The organism is Vallitalea longa (genome assembly GCF_027923465.1).
Lineage (GTDB): Bacteria > Bacillota > Clostridia > Lachnospirales > Vallitaleaceae > Vallitalea > Vallitalea longa.
Genome location: NZ_BRLB01000002.1, coordinates 113,617 through 135,017, shown reverse-complemented (window position 1 = coordinate 135,017; position 21,401 = coordinate 113,617). Strand labels below are relative to the sequence as shown.

Here is a 21,401-nt window from a genome sequence, read left to right as displayed (position 1 = left end):
ATCCTCCTTAAATGTGTATTTATGATTAACCTAAAAAAGTAGATGTGTTATATCTTTTTCAAGGTTTAATCTTACTATTAGTTTCTGTAATTTTTTAAAAAATAACTAGTAAAATAATGGTACAAGGTACATTTACCTTATTAAAGCAATAAGATAAAATAAAAATAATGTTTTTCGGGTGATAAAAATTGGACAATATTTCAAAGTCAAAAATTAGAGAAATTCAAGGCTTATTAAATAAATTAGGTTATTATAATTATAGTATTGATGGTTTTTTAGGAAATTATACAAAAAATTCTATAAAAAATTTTCAAAAAAATAATAATTTAAAAATAACAGGAGAATTAGACGAGATAACGCTTAATGTTCTAAATGATTTTTTGATGGGATATATAGTATATACTATAAAAGATGGAGATACATTATATAAAATAGCTGAAGAATATAATACAAGTGTTTGGAGAATAATAACAGCTAACCAAGGTATCAATCCTTTCGAATTATCGATTGGAAAAGCAATCATAGTACCATTAGATAATCAGATTGTTCTTACTAATATTCCGTATACTTACGAAATATTAGAAAATAATATAGAAGCTCTAAGTAAAAGGTATCCTTTTATGAAATACGATAGCATTGGTACTAGTGTGGACGGAAGAAATATATACAGAATAAGAATAGGAGAAGGAGATAATCATGTCATTTATAATGGTGCTCATCATGCTAATGAATGGATTACAACGCCAGTTTTAATGAAATGGTTAGAAGTTTTTTTGGAAGTATATTCTAGAAAGGGTTCTATACGAGGTTATGATACAGAAGAGATATGGGATTATGCCACAATAGATATTGTACCTATGGTTAATCCGGATGGTGTTGAGTTAGTTATTGATGGTATAGAAAATATAAATACCAATAAGGAAGAACTCATAAAATGGAATTTTGATAATGATGATTTTAGAGACTGGAAATCCAATATAAATGGTGTTGACCTTAATAGAAATTATGATGCTGGTTGGGAAGAATATAAAAAACTGGAATTGGAGTTAGGGGTTACTGGTCCAGGACCATACTTGTATGGAGGTTCAGAACCTGAGTCAGAACCAGAATCAGCTACTATGGCTAATCTAACAAGAGATATTGATACTAGATTAGTATTAGCATATCATTCCCAAGGACAAGTGATTTTTTGGAATTTTAGAGATTTACAACCAGAAATCAGTTTATACATTGGTGAAACATTCGCTAATGCTAGTGGATATGAATTGGCAGCAGAAGAACTGAGCCAAAGTCTAGCAGGATACAAAGATTGGTATATTCAAGAATTCAGAAAACCTGGATATACTATAGAAGTAGGAAAAGGAGAGAATCCATTACCAATTGAGCAATTTGATATGATATATGAGAATAATGAAGAATTGTTATTATTGGCAAGTATCATATAGTATCTTCGATATGCAATAATATATATTATTAAATAAAAAATATTATAGTTAATTAATCTTAATAAAATAATTATGAATAAAAAAATAGCAGCTACCTTATTGGTGGCTGCATTGATTATTAAAAGTTATTAACCATTAAGTAAAATTGATGAAATATCGTGAAAAATATATTATAATAAAATTAAAACATAGTCTAACTAAAATGATTTACATAAGGTATTAAAATAAATCAAAAAGGAATGATGATAATTATGAAAAAGAAGTTGATTTTATTAAGCATAATAATTATTATGGTCTTATGCTTAATGACTGGATGTATGCCTGGAGATCCAAAATACACGGTAACTAAGCCAGCTGGTTTCTTTTGGGGGATTTGGCATGGATGGATTGCTCCTATATCTTTAATAGTAGGACTTTTCAAGGAAAATGTTAGAGTTTATGAATTAGTTAATACTGGTTGGTGGTATGACTTTGGTTTTTACATTGCCATCATTAGTGGTTTTGGGGGATTATCTTTATTCCGAAAAAAGAAATCAAATGATAAGCATCATTAGACTAGAGCAAACGCTATGCCTTATAAAAGATTTCAAGGGAAATAAAAGTAGAATTTTTAATGTATTGATAAAGTGCTTATACATATAATGTATTTGCACTTTTTTTAATTATTTCTCTAATTATATTAATCAATAGTTTTTTTTGCTTTAACAAAAAGAAAGCTAGGTTTATGGAATTCATTTATCATATTAGGATTTTTCTGTAATGTTGTATCATCTGGCTTTGATTCTATCATTTTCATAATTACAAAATTATTGTCAATTAAAGTATTTATGATTTCAGATAGAGGTCTGTGATACACAATCACATCATCTACAAACCATTCTACCTTTCTTTTACCAGGTCTCATATAATCTGTTAAATTATAATGAATAACATCACCATTATCATCTAGTGAATATTCACATCCAAGTCTTGGAGCAGTTGTTAATGGATGTTCCTGTGAAAATATAAAATAACCATCTTTATTTAAAAGAGAATAGATAGAATTAGTCAATGATCTAAAATCTTGGATATAATGAATTGCTAAAGAACTTGTTATTATATCAAATTTACCATCAATTTTATTTATACTATTCATATCAATATTTAGGTAATCAATAATATCACTATTGGTTCTTTTTTTTGCTTTTTCAAGCATTTTGCTAGATATATCTATACCTACTATTTTTTTAGCTCCATATTTTTCATACAATAGGCATGAATCACCCATACCACAACCTATATCTAATATGGATTTACCTTTTACATTAGGTAACAACTCTAACATTGTTGGTTGCTCTAATAAAATATTGTAATTATTAGGTTGTTTTCTGAGATTGTAATAACCATTAAAGAATTTATCGTTGTCGTATATATTCTGAGTTCTATTTATTTGTTTCATTTTATATCTCCAATCTTTGAATTAGAATATTTATATTATAGTGGTTTATCAAATAATAATCAATAAAGACTCTAATAATTAATGGAATTTAATAAAATAAAAGTATTATTTTTCTATAAGATAAAAAAGAGCAATTCTAATGATAATGAATTAGCTCTAACGAATTATTTTTTATTGGTTACTTATAAGTGCGTTGGTTTTATGGTTTTTGAGAAGTACGATTCCCCATAGTATTTGAATGATACTTGCCAATAAACATTGGATACTAAATAGTATTATTTCTAGCCAAAGCATTTGTATAATTATACCCACAAACAGTATGCTTCCCATAATTATTCCTAATATACCACATAATCTTTGGTTTTTTGTTATACAATAAATGAACACCAAAACATTTCCAATACCAAATAATAAGATTGCAAATATTCCAGGGATAGACCAACTGTCAATTTGAAGTTTAGTACTCCAGTCAATTGGAAATTCGTGAGCAAAAACACCTAATTCTCCAATGGGATCTGAAATCATTTTTATGCCAGTATAAAAAGCTACAAAAGCTATAATTAATTCATAGAGTCCGAATAAGTACATATTAAATTTTTGTTTCATTTTATCCTCCTTATATCTAGACTATATTAATATATTTATATTATAATAATATTGACAATAAAAATGAAACAAATACATTTTCTATGTAGTGAGATGATAAAACTTTATTATTTTAATATGATTTAGAGGATTTTATTCAATTATATAAAGCATAGTTTTTTATGAACATGACATAATGCTGTCCTATTTCTGATGTTAAACTAATTTTTGTATTGGTAGTAAAAAAATATAATATGGAAATAGGGAGAAAATATGATGAAAAAAGTTATTAGTAAATTCAAGACAAGTGGAGGTAAGCATTGTATAACAAATGCATTAAAACAAGTATTTCAATATTTTGATTTTCCAATTACGGAAGAAATGATTTTTGGAATAGGTTCAGGTCTATCATTTGTATATATTAATCTTCAACAATCACCTTTGGTGTCAGGAAGAATAAAACCATTTGATTTAGTGTTGACAATCACTTTGGTGGACATGCAGTAGTAATCTTTGGTTATGATGATAAAGCAAGAAAATTTTATATTAGTGATAGGGATAACTCTAATTATGCGATTAGAACACCTAATGGGAATATAGCAAAAGATTATCATTTAGTGGATTTTGTTCAAATGGAGAAAGGTAGAAGTAGTAATTATAGACCTTTTCCAGCAAAGAATAAATATCTCGACATCAAAATAACTAACAAACAAAAGATAACGTCATCCATTATATTTTCAGCAATCAGAGAAACTTGTGATAATATGTTAAATCCACCAGCAAAATTATTAGGATTAAATGGTATTGATAAATTTTCTAAGGAAATAATGAAATGGAATAAATTTGATAAAGAGAAACTAAAATTAGCGGGAGCTACAAATTACTTTCAAATAAATGCTGACGGTGGTACTGGCGGAGGTATTTTTAGAAGAATGTATGGTGATTTTTTAATTCAGGCAAGTGAAGTTGTTGGTAGTAAACTAATGAGAGAATTAGGAGTTTCTTACATTGAAATATCAAAAGAATGGGACAAGGTAGGAGATCTAATGTGGGAATTATCAGAAACAATTGAATGTCAGTTATTGCTGAAGATGTCTGATATAATTAAAGGGATACATTTAAAAGAAATTGCAGTGTTGACTGAACTACTAAATATAATAAGCAAATAGTAATTAAATATAACGAGGAGAATGACATGAGTGAATGTAAAGAATGCTACAGTAGTAATAATAGAATAACACCATTATTGAAGCCAAGAGAATGTTTGGAAAATCATATACAATATATCTGTGGAACATGTGGACGATGTATATGCATCAATAAAGATGAAAGAAGAGGACTGCAAAGATGGAATTTCCCATTTAAAACACTAGAGATAGCAAAGTTGTACTTGAGAACAGCTGAAGTGTCAACAAAAATACCTTGCGGTATTTACGAGATAACAGATAGTAAAGGTAGAAAATCTTATAAGATATTTAAGAATGTAGAAGAGTTAAATGTCTATCTCTGCAAAAATAAACAAAAATCATGTACTCAGATGAAACCTGTCTTTCAAGGAGATAAATATGAAAAATTCCAAAATGCTCAGGTAAGAAGACTAACAACAGAAGAAGTAGAGAATTATTTGTTGGAACAAAAGAACAAGAATTTATGAAGTGATACAAAATACATAATATATTAGAGAATAAGTAATTAAAGATTGGAGGTAAATAATGGTTATTAGAAGAATTGAAACGAAAGATTCACAAAGATTTCTTGATATGCTGAAACAATTGGATAATGAAACAAATGATATGATGTTTGAGCAAGGAGAGAGAAAAACAACAATAGAAGAAATGCAATCTGATATCATCAAGATGAATGAAACAAAGTCACTAATATTGATAGTTGAAGATAATAAGAAAATAGTTGGATTTTTATCAGCTGAGAGAGGATTCGCTAATAGAATAAAACACAGTGCTTATATAGTAATAGGTCTATTAAAAGAATATAGAGGAAAACGAATGGGTGTAAAACTCTTTGCTAAGATGGAAGAATGGGCATTAGAAAGTGATATTAAAAGACTGGAATTAACAGTTATGGTCGATAATGAAAGTGCTATTCATCTATATAAAAAAATGGGATTCAAGATTGAAGGAATCAAAGAAAAATCACTTATCGTGAACGGAAAATATGTAGATGAATATTATATGAGCAAAATTCTATAGATACTATATGATTGGCATGTTATTTAAAGATATATAAAATGATATAATCAGTATAGAAAAAACAGTACAAAAAAAGAAATTGTGCCTTATATAAGGTTTCATAGAATATAGCTAGTATAGCTTCAATATCTGGAATTGAAAAAACGACTGAACAAATATATTGGGTTCAGCCATTTATAAAATAAATTCTGTATATATGTAGATTAACCTTCTTGAACAACTGGTGAACCACAAGCTATGTTGATACCACCAGTTACTTCTAGATTGGTACCATTACATGAATTGGATTCTTCAGAGATTAAAAAGTAAATTGCATGAGCAACTTCTTCAGGAGTACAAAGATGCTTTAATGGATTGGCTTCTGCAAATGTCTCTTGAACCTCTTGAGGATTTTTTTTGAACATAGGAGTAGCACAAGCTGCTGGTGATACGGTGTTTGTTCTAATATTGTATTTACCATAATCTAAAGCCATAGCTCTAGTCATATTAACTACAGCACCTTTGGCTGCACAATATGCTACCATGTTATAATCGCCTTGGATACCAGCACATGAAGCGACATTTACAATTGAACCTTTTTTCTGTGACATCATATATGGAATAAATACCTTTGCAATAAGATAAATCGCTTTAACATCTACATCCATTATCTTATCCCATTGATCTTCTTCCAAGTTATGACAAGCCCCAGTTGCAAAAATTCCAGCACAATTAACGATTCCATCAACTCCACCATCAAATTTCATGGCAATTGATTCTCTCATAGATTTTATATCTGAGATATCTGATATATTACATTTGAAGAATTCTATAACATTTCCATATTCCGTTTTAAGCTTATCACATTCCTTTTTGCCTAGTTCTTCATTAATATCTACCATAGCAACTCTCCAACCTTTTTTCAAAAAAAGTTTTGTTGTAGCCAAGCCCATACCTTGATTAGCTCCTGTGATTAATACTCTATTCATGATATCATTCCTCTTTCTTACTATAATATAGTATAATATAAATATTATTACGTATATATTGTAACACTGCTTTTGAATTTGTCAAGAAGTATGCTATAATAAAAATTGATTTTGAAAGAGAAGGAGACTGGTATGAAGACTATTAAAACAATAGATAAAACAATTAATATACTAGATTTTATATCCGATAATCAAGATAAATATAATCTATCGTCTTTAAGCAAGAAATTAGATATGCCACTAACCACATTGAATGGATTGATTTTAACACTAGAATCACATAAATTGATTAAAAGAAATGATAATGGATTTTATGAATTAGGTTCCAAAATATTAGAATTATATTCTAAATATAACGTAGATGATATATTGATTAATAGGTACCATAATAAGTTAGTACGTCTTGCAGAATTAACTAATGAAACTTGTCATTTAGCTAAAGCAATTGATGATGATTCAATAATATATATTGACAAAGTTGAATCTTCTCATCCAGTGAGATTAACTTCAATGGTAGGAAATTTTGATTTGAAGGAAGAAACAGCTATAGGATTTGCACTTGATGATGATAAGAAAATGTACGATGAAAAAATACATTATGTTATAACTAAAAATGATATTACTATCTATTTTAGAAATGAAATAGAATTATATGCTTATTGTGTGGCAGTTAAACTTGAAGAAGATGTTGCTATTAGTGTATTTGTACCTAAATCTAGATTTGATGAGAAGAAATTAGTGGATTGCATGGTAGAAGTTATTTGATAAAAATAAAACTCTCCATTAAAACACCAGACTTCTATGGAAAAGTATAATTATATAGAGGGAGGTTTATTGATGAATACTTATAGAACAAGTGAAGTAGCGAAAATAATTGGTATACACCCTAATACGGTAAGATTATATGAGAAGTGGGGACTAATACCGAAAGTTGAAAGACAGAAAAACGGATATCGTATTTTTACAGATATCCATATTGAGCAATTTAAATTAGCTCGTGCTGCTTTAAAAGTGGAGATCCTACAAAATGGACTTAGAAGAAAGGCCCTAAATATAATTATAGTTTCTGCTACTGGAAATTTTGATGAAGCCATAATATTAACAGATGAGTATCTAGAACAGCTCCAACGAGAAAAAGATAATGCAGAGGAAGCTATTGATATAGTCAAAAATCTGTTATCTGGTGAAGATAAATTACATGAAGTTCTTCTTAAGAGAAAAGAAGTATCTAATTATCTGAATATATCGATGGATACACTGCGAAATTGGGAACTTAATGGTTTGTTAACAGTAAAACGTAAATCTAATGGTTATCGTGTATATACACATGAAGATTTACGTCGACTAAAAATAATTCGTGTATTACGATGTGCCAATTATTCTTTATCAGCGATATTAAGAATGTTGAATGTCTTATCATATAATACTGAAATAGATATAAGAGATATTATTGATATGCCAGAGGAAAATGAAGATATTATAACAGCATGTGACAAATTACTGTCATCTATACAAAGTGCGCAAATAAATGCCTCACTAATGAAAACAACTATCCTGAACATGAAAAAAGAATTTCAAATTAACCCTCCACTTTAACACCAGAGTTTTTTCTGGTGTTATTATTTTACTACAGGAAAGCTATTTGGCTTTTCTTGCCAGAAATTATAGGAGGTATGTAAATTGGAAACAACTATCAGAATAGAACAACTTAAAAAATCATACGGAAATACTACAATTATAAACAATATAGATATTTCTGTGAAAAGGGGAGAAGTCTTTGGGCTTCTTGGCGCAAATGGTGCTGGAAAAAGTACTACTATGGAATGTATTTTAGGTACTCGTAAACCTGATAATGGTACGATTTCAATTCTTGGAATGAATCCACAAAAAGATAGAAATAAATTATTTGAATATGTTGGTGTTCAGTTTCAAGAAGCAAATTATCAGGATAAAATATGTGTATCTGAGTTATGTGAAGAAACCCAGTGCCTTTACAAAGAAGTTACGGATTATAAAGAACTATTGAAAACATTCGGATTACTTGAAAAGGCTGGAAGTCCTGTTGCTGAATTGTCTGGTGGACAAAAACAAAAGTTATTTATTGTCTTAGCCCTTATTCCTGATCCAAAAGTAGTCTTTTTGGATGAATTAACAACAGGACTTGATACAAGGGCGAGACATGATGTATGGAAATGTTTATCTCATCTAAAAAAGAAGGGACTGACAATCTTTCTGACATCTCATTTTATGGATGAAGTAGAAGCTTTGTGTGACAAAATAATGATTCTGAAAAAAGGTAATATGGTTTTTAATGGAACTGTAACAGAAGCTATTAATAATAGCCCTTATGAAAATTTTGAGGAAGTATATCTATGGTATGCAAATGAGGAAAAAGCTTATGAAAACGTTTAGAACAATGCTGAAAACAGAACTAAAACTATCTCTCAGAGGTATGGATATGTTTATATTTGCTATATGTATGCCTGTTGTCGTTATAGTGCTTATTGGAATAATCTATGGAGATAAACCTGCTTTTGAAGGTGCTAATTATACTTTTTTAGAACAGACTTTTGGAGCTGTATCAACGATTGCCATTTGTGCAGGTGGTGTTATGGGGTTACCACTTGTAGTTTCTGAATATCGAAATAGAAAGATCCTGAAGAGATTTCAAGTGACACCTGTAAGTCCAATACTAGTTTTAGGGGTACAAGTTACCATCTACTTTCTCTATTCATTGGTTTCGCTTGTTCTACTCACTATAATTGCAGCCTTGTTTTTTGATTTTAGGTTCAATGGGTCTATATTGCTATTTATCGGTACTTTTCTATTGGTCATGGCTTCAATGTTTAGTATAGGAATGATGGTTGGAGGTATTGCACCTAATGTTAAAATAGCGAGTATAATAGCAAGTGTTTTATATTTCCCAATGTTGATTTTTTCTGGTGCCACTCTACCTTATGAATTAATGCCAAAAGGGCTACAAAATATTGCAGATCTTCTACCACTTACGCAAGGTATTAAACTCTTAAAAGCTACATCATTAGGACTTACTGTTGACAATATAATTTTCCCACTTATACTGATGGTAGCTATAACATTTGTATGTTGCACAATTTCAATCAAATATTTCAAATGGGAGTAACTAAATAAATGTTTTACTAAATATTTTTAATATTATATAATATAATAAAATACTTATGCAAAGGAGACCAACTATGAAAATACTTGAGACAAAGAGATTATATTTAAGAGAATTACGCCTTGATGACAAAAAAGAATTAATGAAAGTTCTTTCAAATCCAAAATCTATGGAATTTTATCCCCATCCATTTTCCGAGAAAGAAGTAGAGAAATGGATTAATTGGAATATTAACAACTATAAAAAATATAAACATGGACTATGGGCAGTAATATTGAAAGAAGGAGATATTTTTATAGGTGATTGTGGTATAACCATGCAAGAGATAGATGATGAAAGTTTACCGGAAATAGGTTTTCATATTATAAATGACTATTGCAATAAAGGTTTTGCGACAGAGGCTGCTCTAGCGTGTAAAGAATATGCATTCAATGTTTTGCAATATCCAAGAATATTCTCATATACCATATTGAGAAATATTCCATCACAAAAAGTTGCGAAGAAGTTGGGTATGGAAGTTTATAAATATTTTGAAAAGAATGATGAAAAACAAATTGCTCATGTGGCTGTAAATTGCTAGTTATTGACTTATAATAAGAGATTTAATACCATTATTTTAAAATTAGTTGATTTTGCTAATTGAAAAACTGATAGAAGAAAGCTTGTTTTGATGGTGAGAAATTACAAGCATATTAGTATGAATCTATAATTAAAACTACAAATAGAAAAAATTCTACTCTGTTAGATTAGGGTGGAATTTTATTTTTTATAGTAAAATATATGGTTGAATAATTGTTTTTATTGTATAATAAAAGGTAAAATGCAAGTATTACATTACTGAAATATATAAAATTAACTTTTAATAAAGTATGAAATAGTGATAAAATAGAAGTACACACTCATAAAATTGGCAAATGATCTACATGGTAATTAAAAAATCGACATGAAATGAAGCGTAAATAAAGCTTATAAGTACTTTGTTATGCATAGGAGGAATTATGGAATTAAAACTATTTGGATTTATACATGATGTAACTGATTATATAGATACTAAAAATAATGATTTGGAAATAGCATCCAATGAAATAAAAATCTTTCTTAAGGAATTAATAGAGGTAAGCACTGATGGTTATCTTAACATCAATAGGAGAGTAAAATCAGTACCCAGTGTAAAAGAAAAAATTATCAGAAATAATTCATACAAAGAATTTAATTCACCAGAAGAATTTATTTCTAATCTATCAGACTTGATTGGGATAAGAATAGAATGTAGGTTCATTGAAGATGAATATAGGATTTATGGTATGATAAAGAGATGTTTTAGTATGCGCCATTCAGATGGTTATTACTACAACTCCCTTAATAAAAATATTAGACTTGAATTGGATGGACCACAACCACAAAAACAAAAAAATGGTTTTGAAATATATAGAATCGATGGTGTATATGAGTATAATGACGAGTTATTTAATTTTGAACTCCAAATAAAATCACTAGTAAATGTGTTTTGGGGAGAGATAGAACATAAGATAATCTATAAAAACAATAATTATACAGTATGGGATAGTTTCTTCAAAGATATAATGGGTTCAATAAACGAAAACCTTTCCATGATTGATAAACAATTACATATTATTGATGACCAATTCAAACAATTGAATACGATTAATCCTTCTGTTAGGAAAAACCAAATTGAAACAACACTTTCCAAGATGATTTATGATATTTTTTCTATTAAAATCAAGGAAAGTATTGGCTTTATCGTGGATTTCAGAAAGTCATGTGACACTATCATGAAATATATTTTTAGGACTAATCACGCAGAAAATCTGGATGACTATAATATGACTCTGGTAAAAACCTTTTCAAGGTTAAATGATATAAGTGAGAATAAGATAGATTTTACTCATGAGATAATATTTGAACGAGAAATAAAACTTGAAGATGAATTTTCAAAAGTTATGGGAGAAACCATAATAGCTTCAATCAATAGTGATTTTCAATGGAATATCTTTTTTAGAATATTATTTGCAATAGAGCTTGGAAATAATGTAGAGGATTTTGAAACATTTATTCAATTCATAAAAGAAAGATTTAGTAAAAATAGGAGTCTATCCAAGTTATATGTATTATTTGAAGAAAATCAAGCTAAAGAAATGATAGAAAAACTATTGCTCACTATCGTATATTCTTTTAAAGGAATCGATTCAATAAAATTTATCTATGATACGAACATAGTGAAAATAAACCATGCATTACGCTACATAGTTGAACTTATATGTAAGAATATTCAAACATATGATGATTGGTTGGAGTACCAAGAAATATACTTAGATTGTTTCAAAATGAAGATATTAGCTATATTCGATTATAAAATTGAAATAACAAAAGTAAAAAGATTCCTAGAAAAAGCTAAAGATGAATCCAATGTAATAGAAATCAGTAAAGATATTATAGGTTATACACATGAACTAGAGACTTTATCTTCAATAGAAGCTGAACAAGCTTTGAAACTCTTCAAACTATAGAATAATAGGAAGTACTCTGATTTATATATTTTCTATTCAAGAGTCAGTAGAAATAAAATAGATTATAGGTTGAGGAGATGGAACATGGATAAGACTAAGAAATTTTTGAAGTATGAGCTTACAGGATGGAAGACATGGGAAATAGTATGGATGGTATTCGCTATCAGTGTGATTATTTCGCTATCCTTACATTGGGGGGATAATGTAAGAGGTATTATTGCAGCAGTAACTGGTGTAATGTGTGTGATACTTACAGGAAAAGGCAAAATGAGTTGTTTTATGTTTGGTTTAGTCAATACAATACTCTACGCTTGGATTGCTTTTGAGGCTAGGTATTATGGTGAGGTCATGCTTAATGGATTATACTATGCACCTATGCAATTTGTTGGTTGGTTAATGTGGAAAAAACATATGAATAATGAAACCAAGGAAGTGGAAAAAACAAAACTTAATATTAATCAGGAGATTATGCTACTAATCATATCAATTATATGTATATACGGTTATGGGACTATATTAAGAAACTTAGGAGGAAATCTGCCATTTTTTGATAGTATTTCTACTTGTCTTAGTATAGTTGCCATGATTTTAAGTGTTAGAAGATTGATGGAACAGTGGATAATATGGATTGTAGTAGATCTAGTAACTGTAAATATGTGGCTAATTGATTATTTTAATGGTGGTACTGATATTGCGACTCTACTCATGTGGATAGTCTATTTACTTAACGCCATTTTTATGTTCATTAAGTGGTTTAAGGAAAGTAGGTGAATAAGTAATGAAATATGATGTAGGAATGTATGGAGGTTCCTTTGATCCATTACATATAGGTCATATACATGATATTATTAGAGCATCATCAATGTGTAAAATGTTATATATTGTTATTAGTTGGTGCGAAGGAAGAGAATCAACAATTAAAGAGCTACGTTATAGATGGATACATAATTGCTGTAGGCATTTATCCAATATAAAGATTATCATGATAGAAGACGAAGCTATTGATAAAGACACTTATGATACCAACTACTATTGGGAAAAAGGAGCAGAAGACATTAAAAGAGCAATAGGAAGACCTATTGATGTAGTATTCTGTGGGACAGATTATTATGGTACAGATAGATTCGAGAATCTCTATTCTCCTGATAGCGATGTAGTTTATTTTGATAGAAGTGAAGTACCGGTAAGTTCCACTGATATAAGAAAATGGGTATTCGATAATTGGTATTACATACCGAAGGTCTGTAGACCTTACTATACACGAAAGGTATTGATTGTAGGAGGGGAGAGTACTGGCAAATCAACCTTAGTACATAATTTGGCTCTAGCTTATAATACGAATTATGTTGAGGAAGTAGGAAGAGATATCTGTGAAATAGCTGGAAACGAAGAGTTGATGATAATGGAAGATTTCAATGAAATACTCTTACGTCACAAAGTTAAGGAAATGGATGCAATCAAGGACAGCAATAAGATACTCTTTATTGATACTGATGCTATCACTACACTGTTTTATACAAAATTTCTATTATCTAAGGAAGAAGAAATTGCAAAATGTGGATTATTAGCTGATGCCATCACTAATATCAATGAGTTTGATTTAATATTATTCCTCGAACCAACTGTAGATTTTGTACAGGACGGTACACGAAGTGAAATTATTGAATCTGACCGTGATAAATATAGTAATCAGATAAAAGAATTGCTAGAAAAATATGGTTCACGATATTACTGCATTTCGGGGAACTATCTGGATAGATTTAATAGGGCAAAAAAATTAATTGAAGAAAATCTCGGATTGAACACTAGATGGTAAATACAAACAGTGTCGAGTAATACGAGAGAAAATCATTGAGACGCTAAGATAGGCGTCTCATTAATTTGTTGAAATTGTTGACCAATATGAATTCTACTTAACTTTATTATGGATTGATAAAGAATAAAGTTGAATTTTATTCTTTAAAGCAATTTAATCAGTTCTTCTAATTGTTCCGATAAAGCTTTTGCAAGTTCAAAATCAGTATCTTTTAAAGCCAATGCTATTTTTGTTTCAACTGATTTTTTCTTTTGCTCAATTTCTAAATAATTTTTATCGAAATGATTGGCATAAATCATCTTTCTAAATTTTCGCATACTCATTCTTCTAATTGTCTTATCATCAATGATTAAAACATAATCCATACAGTTTATTATGGAATAGTAATCATGAGAAATCATTATAATGGCACCGTTGTAATTTTTTATGGCTTCTTCAAGTGCTATTTGTGAATAAGTATCTAAATGACTTGTGGGTTCATCCAGAAGCAACATGTTGGCTTTGCTAGCAGATACTTTAGCTAATTGAAGTATATTCTTTTCTCCACCAGATAAGGATTCTATTTTTTGGTCAACGATATCTTCGCTGAAACCATAATCTGAAACATATGATTTGATTTCTTGATAAGTATCAAAACCAAAGTCTAAAAATTCTTCAATTATTGTATTAGACTCATTTAGTATTTCTCCTTGAAGCTGAGATAAATAAGCCACTTCAATATCAGAATTTATTTCAATGGAATCTTGATTATTATTAATAATATCTCGGAGTAATGTAGTTTTTCCAGTACCGTTGGAACCGATAAGAGCTACTTTATCAGTAGATTTAATCTCGAAGCTAACATTTTCTAAAAGCATTTCATCAAAGGTAACACTGTAATCATTAACTTTTAAAGCAATAGTTTCTTCAATTTCATTGTCAGTAACCAAATGTATATTCGGTTGTTTAATATCTACGAAAGGTGCTTTGATTCTACGTTTTTCTAGTCTTTCTTGAATCTTAACTCTAGCTTTTAGAGATTTCCCTTTAGCAGCTTCAGCATTATTACTGGCAACAGATCTTAGTTTATTAATTAAAATCTCATTTCTCTTAATTTCTTCATCATCAGCAATAGCAAGTTCCTGCAATTCAATTTTAGTTTGAAGTAACGAGAAATTATAATCAATATATGTTCCATCAAATTCTTGGAGTTCCATATTTTCTAGGTGTACAATTTTGTTGAAACAATGATTCAATAGGTATCTGTTGTGCGTAATAACTAACATTATGTCTTTGTGAGAATTAATTAGATTTTTCAGGGAATTAAGGTTTTCAAAATCCAGAAAAACATCTGGTTCATCCATAATCATTAAGTCAGGACTATGAAGCATTTCCTTAATTACCTGGATAAGTTTGAATTCTCCACCGCTAAGCTCAGATATCATTAGGTCTTTATGTTTGATTAGGTTTGCATGGTGTAGTTTTTTATTGATCTTGCTTTCGAAATCATCTCCACCGATTGCATCAAATGCGTCTAAAGCTTGTTGGTACTTTTCTAACAAAGTATCAATATCTGAAGATGTTTCCATTTCAGTACAAAGGTATGTTATCTCTTTTTGTAGCTTAATAAATTCTTCTGCTATATATTCGTAGACCGTAGTTTCTTTTGTTTTGTCAAGCTGTGAAAACTGACTTACATATCCAATTCTACAATTAGGGTCTATATCTAACTTACCATCAAACATATATATTTCTGGATTCATAATTATATCTATCAGTGTACTTTTTCCACTGCCACTTGTTCCTATAAAAGCGCAATGTTGACCATCTTCTAATGTAAATGAAATCTTATTATATAGATCTTTTTGCGGGTATGAGTAGGACAAGTTATCAACTTTTATCATATTATTACCTCTTTCTATCACATTAAAAGAGCCTATAAAATAAGCTCTTCAATATATAATCTTCATAATCATAAATTTTTATTGATTTATGTAGTAATGACAATATTTTTTGGATTTATTGTTGATAGCATAACATTTTTTGCGATTAATATCAATCATTTATTAATGGAGCTTTTCGTGTTAAAATGATTATTATGAATTAATATTATAACAAAACTTAAAGAGGTAATTAAAATGATAGAAGGAATATACGAACAACTAATAAATAAAGAAATTGAAAACAAAATATCTCATTTGGAAAACATAAATCAAGGTTCACAGAAAAATCCCCTTGATGAAGCAGAAGCACATTTAATATTATCAAAATATATTGAAGAAGTAGTACGAAAAGCTTTAATATTCATTCGTGAAGACAATCGTAAGGAGAGAAAAGCCAAAAGAAATCTGGTATACCAGATAGAATTGTGTAACCGTTTGATTGAACTATTATCTGAGAATCTGGATTTGGATACATTAAACAATTATAAAATATCTGAAACATCAGAACTACTTTTGTCAATTTATTCTACATTAAATACGGCATCAGTACTAAACGATAAAATTCTACCAGTTCGTCCTGTCACTTCCATCGCTACCAGCTCTCTTTTTACAGGGTCAGTGAAAGAGCCTGATCTAGTATCAGAATTAAAAAAAGAAATCCAGTCTAGCGACCGTATTGATATGTTAATTTCATTCATTAAATGGAGTGGGTTAAGACTTATATATGATGAGCTGAAAACATTTACTAAGAATGAGAATAAAAAAATAAGAATCATTACCACTTGTTATATGGGAGCTACAGATGCAGGTGCTATAGAAAAGTTGGCCCAATTACCTAATGTAGAAATAAAAATATCCTATGAAACCAAACGTACTAGATTGCATGCAAAATCATACTTGTTTTGTCGAAATTCGGGATTTACCACTGCATATATTGGTTCATCAAACATGTCAAAGGTTGCAATGACAAGCGGGCTTGAATGGAATCTCAAAGTAAGTGAGAAAGATTCATTTGAAGTTATACGTAAGTTTCTAGCTACATTTGAAAGTTATTGGAATAGTTATGATTTTGAAACATTTATATTAAGTAATGAAGACCATAGAAAAAAGTTGAAATCAGCCATTTTAAAGGAACGTAGTGGGGAATATGATAATAACATGACTTCATCAATGACTTTTTTTGACATACGTCCTTATGCCTATCAGCAAGATATTCTTAATACCCTACAAGCAGAGCGTGAAATCTTTGGTAAGCATAAAAATCTTGTTGTTGCAGCAACAGGTGTTGGTAAAACCGTCATAGCTGCATTTGACTTCAAATTTTTTTATAGAAATAATCCCAATGCAAAATTGTTGTTCGTTGCCCATCGTGAAGAAATACTGAAACAAGCAATGGATACCTTCAGAGGCATATTGAAAGAGCCTGATTTTGGAGAAATGTTAACTGGTAATCATAAGCCTAACTCATTAGATTATCTGTTTGTCACTATACAATCATTTAACAGTCAAAAGTTAATAAAAAAGACTACACCAGATTTTTATGATTTTATCATAGTAGATGAATTTCACCATAGTGCTTCCGAATCATATGTGGCTTTATTGAATTACTATGAACCCAATATCTTGTTAGGGTTGACAGCTACACCAGAACGTATGGATGGTAAGAATATATTAGAATTATTTGATGGTCGCATAGCTTCAGAAATGCGGCTCCCTGAGGCAATTGACCATAAACTGTTATCACCATTCCATTATTTTTGTATATCTGATGATATTGATTTATCTGGACTAAAGTGGACTAACGGAGGTTATCAGATTAGTGATCTTACTAATGTCTATAAAATCAATCATGAAAGACGTCTTCATGTCATTTTGAATAGTATGGAGAGATACTTAACGGATTTTGATAATCTAAAAGCACTTGGATTCTGTGTCAGTGTAGAACATGCTGAGTTTATGACAAAATCTTTTAATGAACATGGAATAAATTCTATATCAGTTACAGGAAAGACAGATAATAATTTACGTACTCAAGCTAAAAACAAATTAAAATCAGGTCAGATTAAAATAATATTCACTGTTGATGTGTACAATGAAGGTGTAGATATTCCAGAAGTCAATACAGTTTTATTCCTACGACCTACACAAAGTTTAACGGTTTTCTTACAACAGCTTGGTCGTGGTCTTAGACATGCTGAGAACAAAGAGTGTTTGACTGTCTTGGATTATGTAGGAAGAGCTCATGAGAAATACAACTATGAAGAACGTTTCAGTGCTTTGATTCATAAATCAAAACATTCTGTAAGAGATTCTATAGATGATGAGGTTCTGAGTCTGCCAAGAGGATGTCATATAAAGATGGAGAAGCTTGCTAAGGAATATATTCTTAACAATATTACTAATGCTATTATTAATAAAAGTGTTATCATTAGCAGAATCAGAACTTATAAAACAGAAACAGATCAGCCATTGACCTTAACAAACTTTTTGAATTATCATAATATGAATTTGATTGATTTCTATGGTAGATCTGGTAATAGAAGTCTTTATTCCTTAGAATGTCTTGCATTGAATAAAACTATTGATTCAAATTATGATATGACTATAGTTAAGAGATTCAAAAACTTATTCTACATTAATAGTAAAAGGTTGTTAAAAATAGGTATAAAATATTTTAGTAGTGAGATAGAAGAAATTACAGATACCAAGGTTAGGGCTATTTTTTACTATAGTTTTTACAATAGTATACCTGACAAAGAAGGTTTTTGTTGTATTAATGATGGACTGAATAAAGTTCGTGAAAACAGTATGTTATGTAATGAGATAATTGAGATATTGAAGTATCAATACGAACATATAAATTTTGTAGATAAACATCAGAAAATGAATATTGATAGTCCACTTGACGTTCATTGTACATATACCACTAATCAAATACTGGCAGGTCTTGGATATTATAATAAAAATGTAATGCCTGCTTTTAGAGAAGGGGTACTGCATATTGAAGAGGGTAATACAGACATTTTCTTCATTACACTTAATAAGAGTGATAAGGATTTTTCAGAAGTAACCATGTATAAAGATTATCCTATAAACAATAATCTCTTTCACTGGCAAACCCAGAATAGAATTTCTGAATCTACTCCTACTGCACAACGTTATATAAACCATCTTAAAAATAATCAGGATATTTTATTATTTGTTCGTGAATATAAGAAACGTGATGGTTTTGTTAGTCCGTTTATTTTCATGGGAAAAGCAAAATATGTTTCCCATAGCGGTTCAAAGCCTATGAGTTTTATTTGGAAGTTGGAGGATGATATGCCAGCTGGATTTTTGGAGGAGAATGTGAACTTGGCAAATTAGATTTAAAGAAATTAAAAATGAAAAGAACTAAAATCTACTATTTGAGGTTAAGAATTATTATTAAAGATCTCCTAAAGAAATTCCATTTTTATGTTATAATACTAATATATGATTAATTAAGTGTTTCACATCTTTATGTTCGAATAATTTAAACTGGACATAGAACATAAGATGTTACTAAATAAAATGGTTAAGGGGGTATTGCTTAAGAATGAATGTGATTGTAAGATATCTAAATGATAATCAAATATTGATAAAAATTTTATGGACCATAATAACATTTGTACTTATTATGCTAATTATTCGACTGATTAATCGTATTATTTATTCAACTAATAATGAAAATAATAAATATTATATAGCTAGAAAAAGGGTATATTATTTTTTTAGTACGGCATTTGTTATAGTATGTATATTTCTTTGGTCAGATGATATAACGAGTTTAACAACGTATTTGGGTCTTGTGTCCGCGGGTCTTGCAATAGCATTAAAAGATTTGTTTATTAATATGGCAGCTTGGCTTTTCATAATCATAAAAAAACCTATTAAAGCAGGTGATAGGATTAGTATTAATGAACAAAAGGGAGATGTCATAGATATTAGAATGTTTCAATTCAGCTTAATGGAGATATCTTCTTATGAAAGTGGTGAGCAAAGTACAGGACGTGTTGTAATTATTCCAAATCACTTTATATTTATACATGGAATAATCAACTACGATAAAGGGTTCAAATATATATGGAATGAAATTAAGGTACTCATTACTTTTGAGAGTGATTGGGAAAAGGCCAAAAACATATTAACTGATATAGGTAATAAACATTCATTGCATTTATCAGAAAAAGCAGCTAAAATGGTAGAACAAGCGAAAAAACAATATATGATTCATTATAAGAATCTAACACCAATTGTATATACAGATGTTATAGAAAGTGGTGTACAATTAACGATAAGATACTTGTGTGTGCCACGTCAAAGAAGAAATACTGTAAATGATATATGGGAAGATATCCTTCATGCTTTAGGTAATGAAACAGATATTGAATTAGCGTATCCAACAATGAGGATAAATTATAATAATTAACCTAATAGATAAAATAAAATACAGGAGGTATAATAATGTCAAATATAAAATATGAAATAGAAGAAATGATAGGTGTCTTGTCTGAGAATAATAAAGGATGGACGAAAGAATTGAATTTAATCAGTTGGAATGGAAGAGAACCCAAGTATGATTTAAGAGATTGGGACCCAGAACATGAAAAGATGGGTAAAGGAATAACTCTTTCTGATGATGAACTGAAAAAACTTCAAGCTTTGCTTAATGAGTTAAATTTATAAGTATACATAAAAAAGAATGAATCCACTTTTTTGGTAAATAGTTATACCATATTTTTAAATAAATAGATTAAAAATATAGAGTCTAATTTCACGGGGCCATCTCAGTCTTAATAATTCTGTAGCTTTATTTAATAAATAAGAATTCTATATAAATAATTGAATTAATAGATGACATCATTTGTAATAATTACTGATAAAAATGAAAAAGGGTATCTAAGATAGTAGAAAACTACTCATAGATTTTGGATATTTCTAATAGCTTTTGCAACAATCTAAAATAATTTTATAAAAAAATTATATCACTGAATATAAGTTAGGTTATTACTTTATAAAATTATAACTATATGGATAGGACTATAATTATTCTTTTCTATGATAACAAACATTACCACTTCTGTAACCAAACTACATATTTACAGAAAAATAAAATTTTAATAAAATTAACATTGAACTCCCACACCAAATATGATATACTTCATAACTGTAAAAAGAATAAGACAGTTCGTGAACCTCCTGTCTGTAAATAAAACTAGGCCGTAACCTACATGGTACAATATGTCTTTTTGGAATATGAAAATGACTTAATTGTTCCTGTTATTTGTTATATAAAAATGTAGGATTGTAAAATATGGGCTGTTAGCCCTTT

General features: G+C 29.2%; 21 protein-coding genes. 17 read left to right on the top strand and 4 right to left on the bottom strand.

Translation table 11 applies throughout. From position 1 onward, the window contains the following. The first annotated feature begins 188 nt into the window (after positions 1–188). Positions 189–1,445 carry a M14 family metallopeptidase gene (locus tag QMG30_RS06770; protein ID WP_281813729.1) on the top strand — a complete coding sequence of 419 codons (1,257 nt, stop codon included), beginning with the start codon at positions 189–191 and terminating at the stop codon, positions 1,443–1,445. A gap of 251 nt (positions 1,446–1,696) precedes the next feature. Continuing rightward, positions 1,697–1,999: a hypothetical protein gene (locus tag QMG30_RS06765; RefSeq protein WP_281813726.1), complete on the top strand. Its 303-nt coding sequence runs from the start codon at positions 1,697–1,699 to the stop codon at positions 1,997–1,999. Positions 2,000–2,124: 125 nt separating this feature from the next. Here the strand turns inward: QMG30_RS06765 and QMG30_RS06760 are convergent, their stop codons facing one another. Next, complete coding sequence (locus QMG30_RS06760) at positions 2,125–2,883, bottom strand: class I SAM-dependent DNA methyltransferase (protein ID WP_281813725.1); 759 nt, start codon at positions 2,881–2,883, stop codon at positions 2,125–2,127. Between the two features lie 171 nt (positions 2,884–3,054). Then, a complete protein-coding gene (locus tag QMG30_RS06755) occupies positions 3,055–3,489 on the bottom strand; it encodes a hypothetical protein (protein ID WP_281813722.1) in 435 nt (144 codons plus the stop codon). 255 nt (positions 3,490–3,744) lie between these two features. On the opposite strand from QMG30_RS06755, the gene QMG30_RS06750 reads away from it, so the two are divergent. The 4 genes from QMG30_RS06750 to QMG30_RS06735 all read left to right on the top strand — a co-directional run bounded on the left by QMG30_RS06750 (position 3,745) and on the right by QMG30_RS06735 (position 5,675). Further along, complete coding sequence (locus QMG30_RS06750) at positions 3,745–3,975, top strand: BtrH N-terminal domain-containing protein (protein WP_281813719.1); 231 nt, start codon at positions 3,745–3,747, stop codon at positions 3,973–3,975. A 125-nt stretch (positions 3,976–4,100) separates the two neighbouring features. Further along, the gene (locus tag QMG30_RS06745; RefSeq protein WP_281813717.1) at positions 4,101–4,637 is read left to right on the top strand and encodes a DUF4872 domain-containing protein; all 537 of its coding nucleotides are present in this window, start codon (positions 4,101–4,103) and stop codon (positions 4,635–4,637) included. A 26-nt stretch (positions 4,638–4,663) separates the two neighbouring features. After that, positions 4,664–5,122: a hypothetical protein gene (locus QMG30_RS06740; protein ID WP_281813714.1), complete on the top strand. Its 459-nt coding sequence runs from the start codon at positions 4,664–4,666 to the stop codon at positions 5,120–5,122. Between the two features lie 58 nt (positions 5,123–5,180). Next, positions 5,181–5,675 carry a GNAT family N-acetyltransferase gene (locus QMG30_RS06735; RefSeq protein ID WP_281813711.1) on the top strand — a complete coding sequence of 165 codons (495 nt, stop codon included), beginning with the start codon at positions 5,181–5,183 and terminating at the stop codon, positions 5,673–5,675. A gap of 203 nt (positions 5,676–5,878) precedes the next feature. Here the strand turns inward: QMG30_RS06735 and QMG30_RS06730 are convergent, their stop codons facing one another. Next, positions 5,879–6,643 carry an SDR family NAD(P)-dependent oxidoreductase gene (locus QMG30_RS06730; protein ID WP_281813709.1) on the bottom strand — a complete coding sequence of 255 codons (765 nt, stop codon included), beginning with the start codon at positions 6,641–6,643 and terminating at the stop codon, positions 5,879–5,881. Between the two features lie 132 nt (positions 6,644–6,775). On the opposite strand from QMG30_RS06730, the gene QMG30_RS06725 reads away from it, so the two are divergent. From QMG30_RS06725 to nadR, 8 genes are all read left to right on the top strand, one after another. Then, positions 6,776–7,408, top strand: a complete 633-nt coding sequence (locus QMG30_RS06725) for an IclR family transcriptional regulator domain-containing protein (protein ID WP_281813707.1) — start codon at positions 6,776–6,778, stop codon at positions 7,406–7,408. 72 nt (positions 7,409–7,480) lie between these two features. Next, positions 7,481–8,239 (top strand): MerR family transcriptional regulator, encoded by a 759-nt coding sequence (locus QMG30_RS06720; RefSeq protein ID WP_281813705.1) that lies wholly within the window; start codon positions 7,481–7,483, stop codon positions 8,237–8,239. Positions 8,240–8,323: 84 nt separating this feature from the next. Further along, on the top strand, positions 8,324–9,055 hold the full coding sequence (locus QMG30_RS06715) for an ABC transporter ATP-binding protein (protein ID WP_281813703.1): 732 nt from the start codon (positions 8,324–8,326) through the stop codon (positions 9,053–9,055). Beyond that, positions 9,042–9,785 carry an ABC transporter permease gene (locus tag QMG30_RS06710; RefSeq protein WP_281813701.1) on the top strand — a complete coding sequence of 248 codons (744 nt, stop codon included), beginning with the start codon at positions 9,042–9,044 and terminating at the stop codon, positions 9,783–9,785. Before QMG30_RS06715 ends, QMG30_RS06710 begins: the two co-directional genes overlap by 14 nt. Positions 9,786–9,858: 73 nt before the next feature. Next, complete coding sequence (locus QMG30_RS06705) at positions 9,859–10,362, top strand: GNAT family N-acetyltransferase (RefSeq protein ID WP_281813698.1); 504 nt, start codon at positions 9,859–9,861, stop codon at positions 10,360–10,362. A 418-nt stretch (positions 10,363–10,780) separates the two neighbouring features. Beyond that, entirely contained in the window at positions 10,781–12,310 is a 1,530-nt protein-coding gene (locus tag QMG30_RS06700) for a GTP pyrophosphokinase (RefSeq protein WP_281813695.1), read from the top strand. A gap of 84 nt (positions 12,311–12,394) precedes the next feature. After that, positions 12,395–13,081 carry a nicotinamide riboside transporter PnuC gene (gene pnuC / locus QMG30_RS06695; protein WP_281813691.1) on the top strand — a complete coding sequence of 229 codons (687 nt, stop codon included), beginning with the start codon at positions 12,395–12,397 and terminating at the stop codon, positions 13,079–13,081. A gap of 7 nt (positions 13,082–13,088) precedes the next feature. Then, positions 13,089–14,126 (top strand): multifunctional transcriptional regulator/nicotinamide-nucleotide adenylyltransferase/ribosylnicotinamide kinase NadR, encoded by a 1,038-nt coding sequence (gene nadR, locus QMG30_RS06690; protein WP_281813688.1) that lies wholly within the window; start codon positions 13,089–13,091, stop codon positions 14,124–14,126. Positions 14,127–14,269: 143 nt separating this feature from the next. On the opposite strand, the gene QMG30_RS06685 is transcribed toward nadR, so the two are convergent. Further along, positions 14,270–16,009 (bottom strand): ABC-F family ATP-binding cassette domain-containing protein, encoded by a 1,740-nt coding sequence (locus tag QMG30_RS06685; protein WP_281813685.1) that lies wholly within the window; start codon positions 16,007–16,009, stop codon positions 14,270–14,272. A 234-nt stretch (positions 16,010–16,243) separates the two neighbouring features. On the opposite strand from QMG30_RS06685, the gene QMG30_RS06680 reads away from it, so the two are divergent. The 3 genes from QMG30_RS06680 (at position 16,244) to QMG30_RS06670 (ending at position 20,755) form a co-directional block, all read left to right on the top strand. Beyond that, the gene (locus QMG30_RS06680; RefSeq protein ID WP_281813683.1) at positions 16,244–19,414 is read left to right on the top strand and encodes a DEAD/DEAH box helicase; all 3,171 of its coding nucleotides are present in this window, start codon (positions 16,244–16,246) and stop codon (positions 19,412–19,414) included. Positions 19,415–19,625: 211 nt separating this feature from the next. After that, positions 19,626–20,498, top strand: coding sequence for a mechanosensitive ion channel family protein (locus QMG30_RS06675; protein WP_281813681.1), 873 nt, complete (start codon positions 19,626–19,628; stop codon positions 20,496–20,498). Between the two features lie 35 nt (positions 20,499–20,533). Beyond that, positions 20,534–20,755, top strand: a complete 222-nt coding sequence (locus tag QMG30_RS06670; protein ID WP_281813678.1) for a YdbC family protein — start codon at positions 20,534–20,536, stop codon at positions 20,753–20,755. Positions 20,756–21,401: the final 646 nt, after the last annotated feature.

Bases quoted from the DNA above. Each gene is read 5' to 3' on its own strand.
- QMG30_RS06705 (WP_281813698.1), top strand. From the start codon at position 9,859: ATGAAAATACTTGAGACAAAGAGATTATATTTAAGAGAATTACGCCTT.
- nadR (WP_281813688.1), top strand. From the start codon at position 13,089: ATGAAATATGATGTAGGAATGTATGGAGGTTCCTTTGATCCATTACAT.
- QMG30_RS06755 (WP_281813722.1), bottom strand. From the start codon at position 3,489: ATGAAACAAAAATTTAATATGTACTTATTCGGACTCTATGAATTAATT.
- QMG30_RS06765 (WP_281813726.1), top strand. From the start codon at position 1,697: ATGAAAAAGAAGTTGATTTTATTAAGCATAATAATTATTATGGTCTTA.
- QMG30_RS06735 (WP_281813711.1), top strand. From the start codon at position 5,181: ATGGTTATTAGAAGAATTGAAACGAAAGATTCACAAAGATTTCTTGAT.
- QMG30_RS06685 (WP_281813685.1), bottom strand. From the start codon at position 16,009: ATGATAAAAGTTGATAACTTGTCCTACTCATACCCGCAAAAAGATCTA.
- QMG30_RS06680 (WP_281813683.1), top strand. From the start codon at position 16,244: ATGATAGAAGGAATATACGAACAACTAATAAATAAAGAAATTGAAAAC.
- QMG30_RS06710 (WP_281813701.1), top strand. From the start codon at position 9,042: ATGAAAACGTTTAGAACAATGCTGAAAACAGAACTAAAACTATCTCTC.
- QMG30_RS06745 (WP_281813717.1), top strand. From the start codon at position 4,101: ATGGAGAAAGGTAGAAGTAGTAATTATAGACCTTTTCCAGCAAAGAAT.
- QMG30_RS06725 (WP_281813707.1), top strand. From the start codon at position 6,776: ATGAAGACTATTAAAACAATAGATAAAACAATTAATATACTAGATTTT.
- QMG30_RS06700 (WP_281813695.1), top strand. From the start codon at position 10,781: ATGGAATTAAAACTATTTGGATTTATACATGATGTAACTGATTATATA.
- QMG30_RS06760 (WP_281813725.1), bottom strand. From the start codon at position 2,883: ATGAAACAAATAAATAGAACTCAGAATATATACGACAACGATAAATTC.
- pnuC (WP_281813691.1), top strand. From the start codon at position 12,395: ATGGATAAGACTAAGAAATTTTTGAAGTATGAGCTTACAGGATGGAAG.
- QMG30_RS06730 (WP_281813709.1), bottom strand. From the start codon at position 6,643: ATGAATAGAGTATTAATCACAGGAGCTAATCAAGGTATGGGCTTGGCT.
- QMG30_RS06670 (WP_281813678.1), top strand. From the start codon at position 20,534: ATGTCAAATATAAAATATGAAATAGAAGAAATGATAGGTGTCTTGTCT.
- QMG30_RS06675 (WP_281813681.1), top strand. From the start codon at position 19,626: ATGAATGTGATTGTAAGATATCTAAATGATAATCAAATATTGATAAAA.
- QMG30_RS06750 (WP_281813719.1), top strand. From the start codon at position 3,745: ATGAAAAAAGTTATTAGTAAATTCAAGACAAGTGGAGGTAAGCATTGT.
- QMG30_RS06740 (WP_281813714.1), top strand. From the start codon at position 4,664: ATGAGTGAATGTAAAGAATGCTACAGTAGTAATAATAGAATAACACCA.
- QMG30_RS06720 (WP_281813705.1), top strand. From the start codon at position 7,481: ATGAATACTTATAGAACAAGTGAAGTAGCGAAAATAATTGGTATACAC.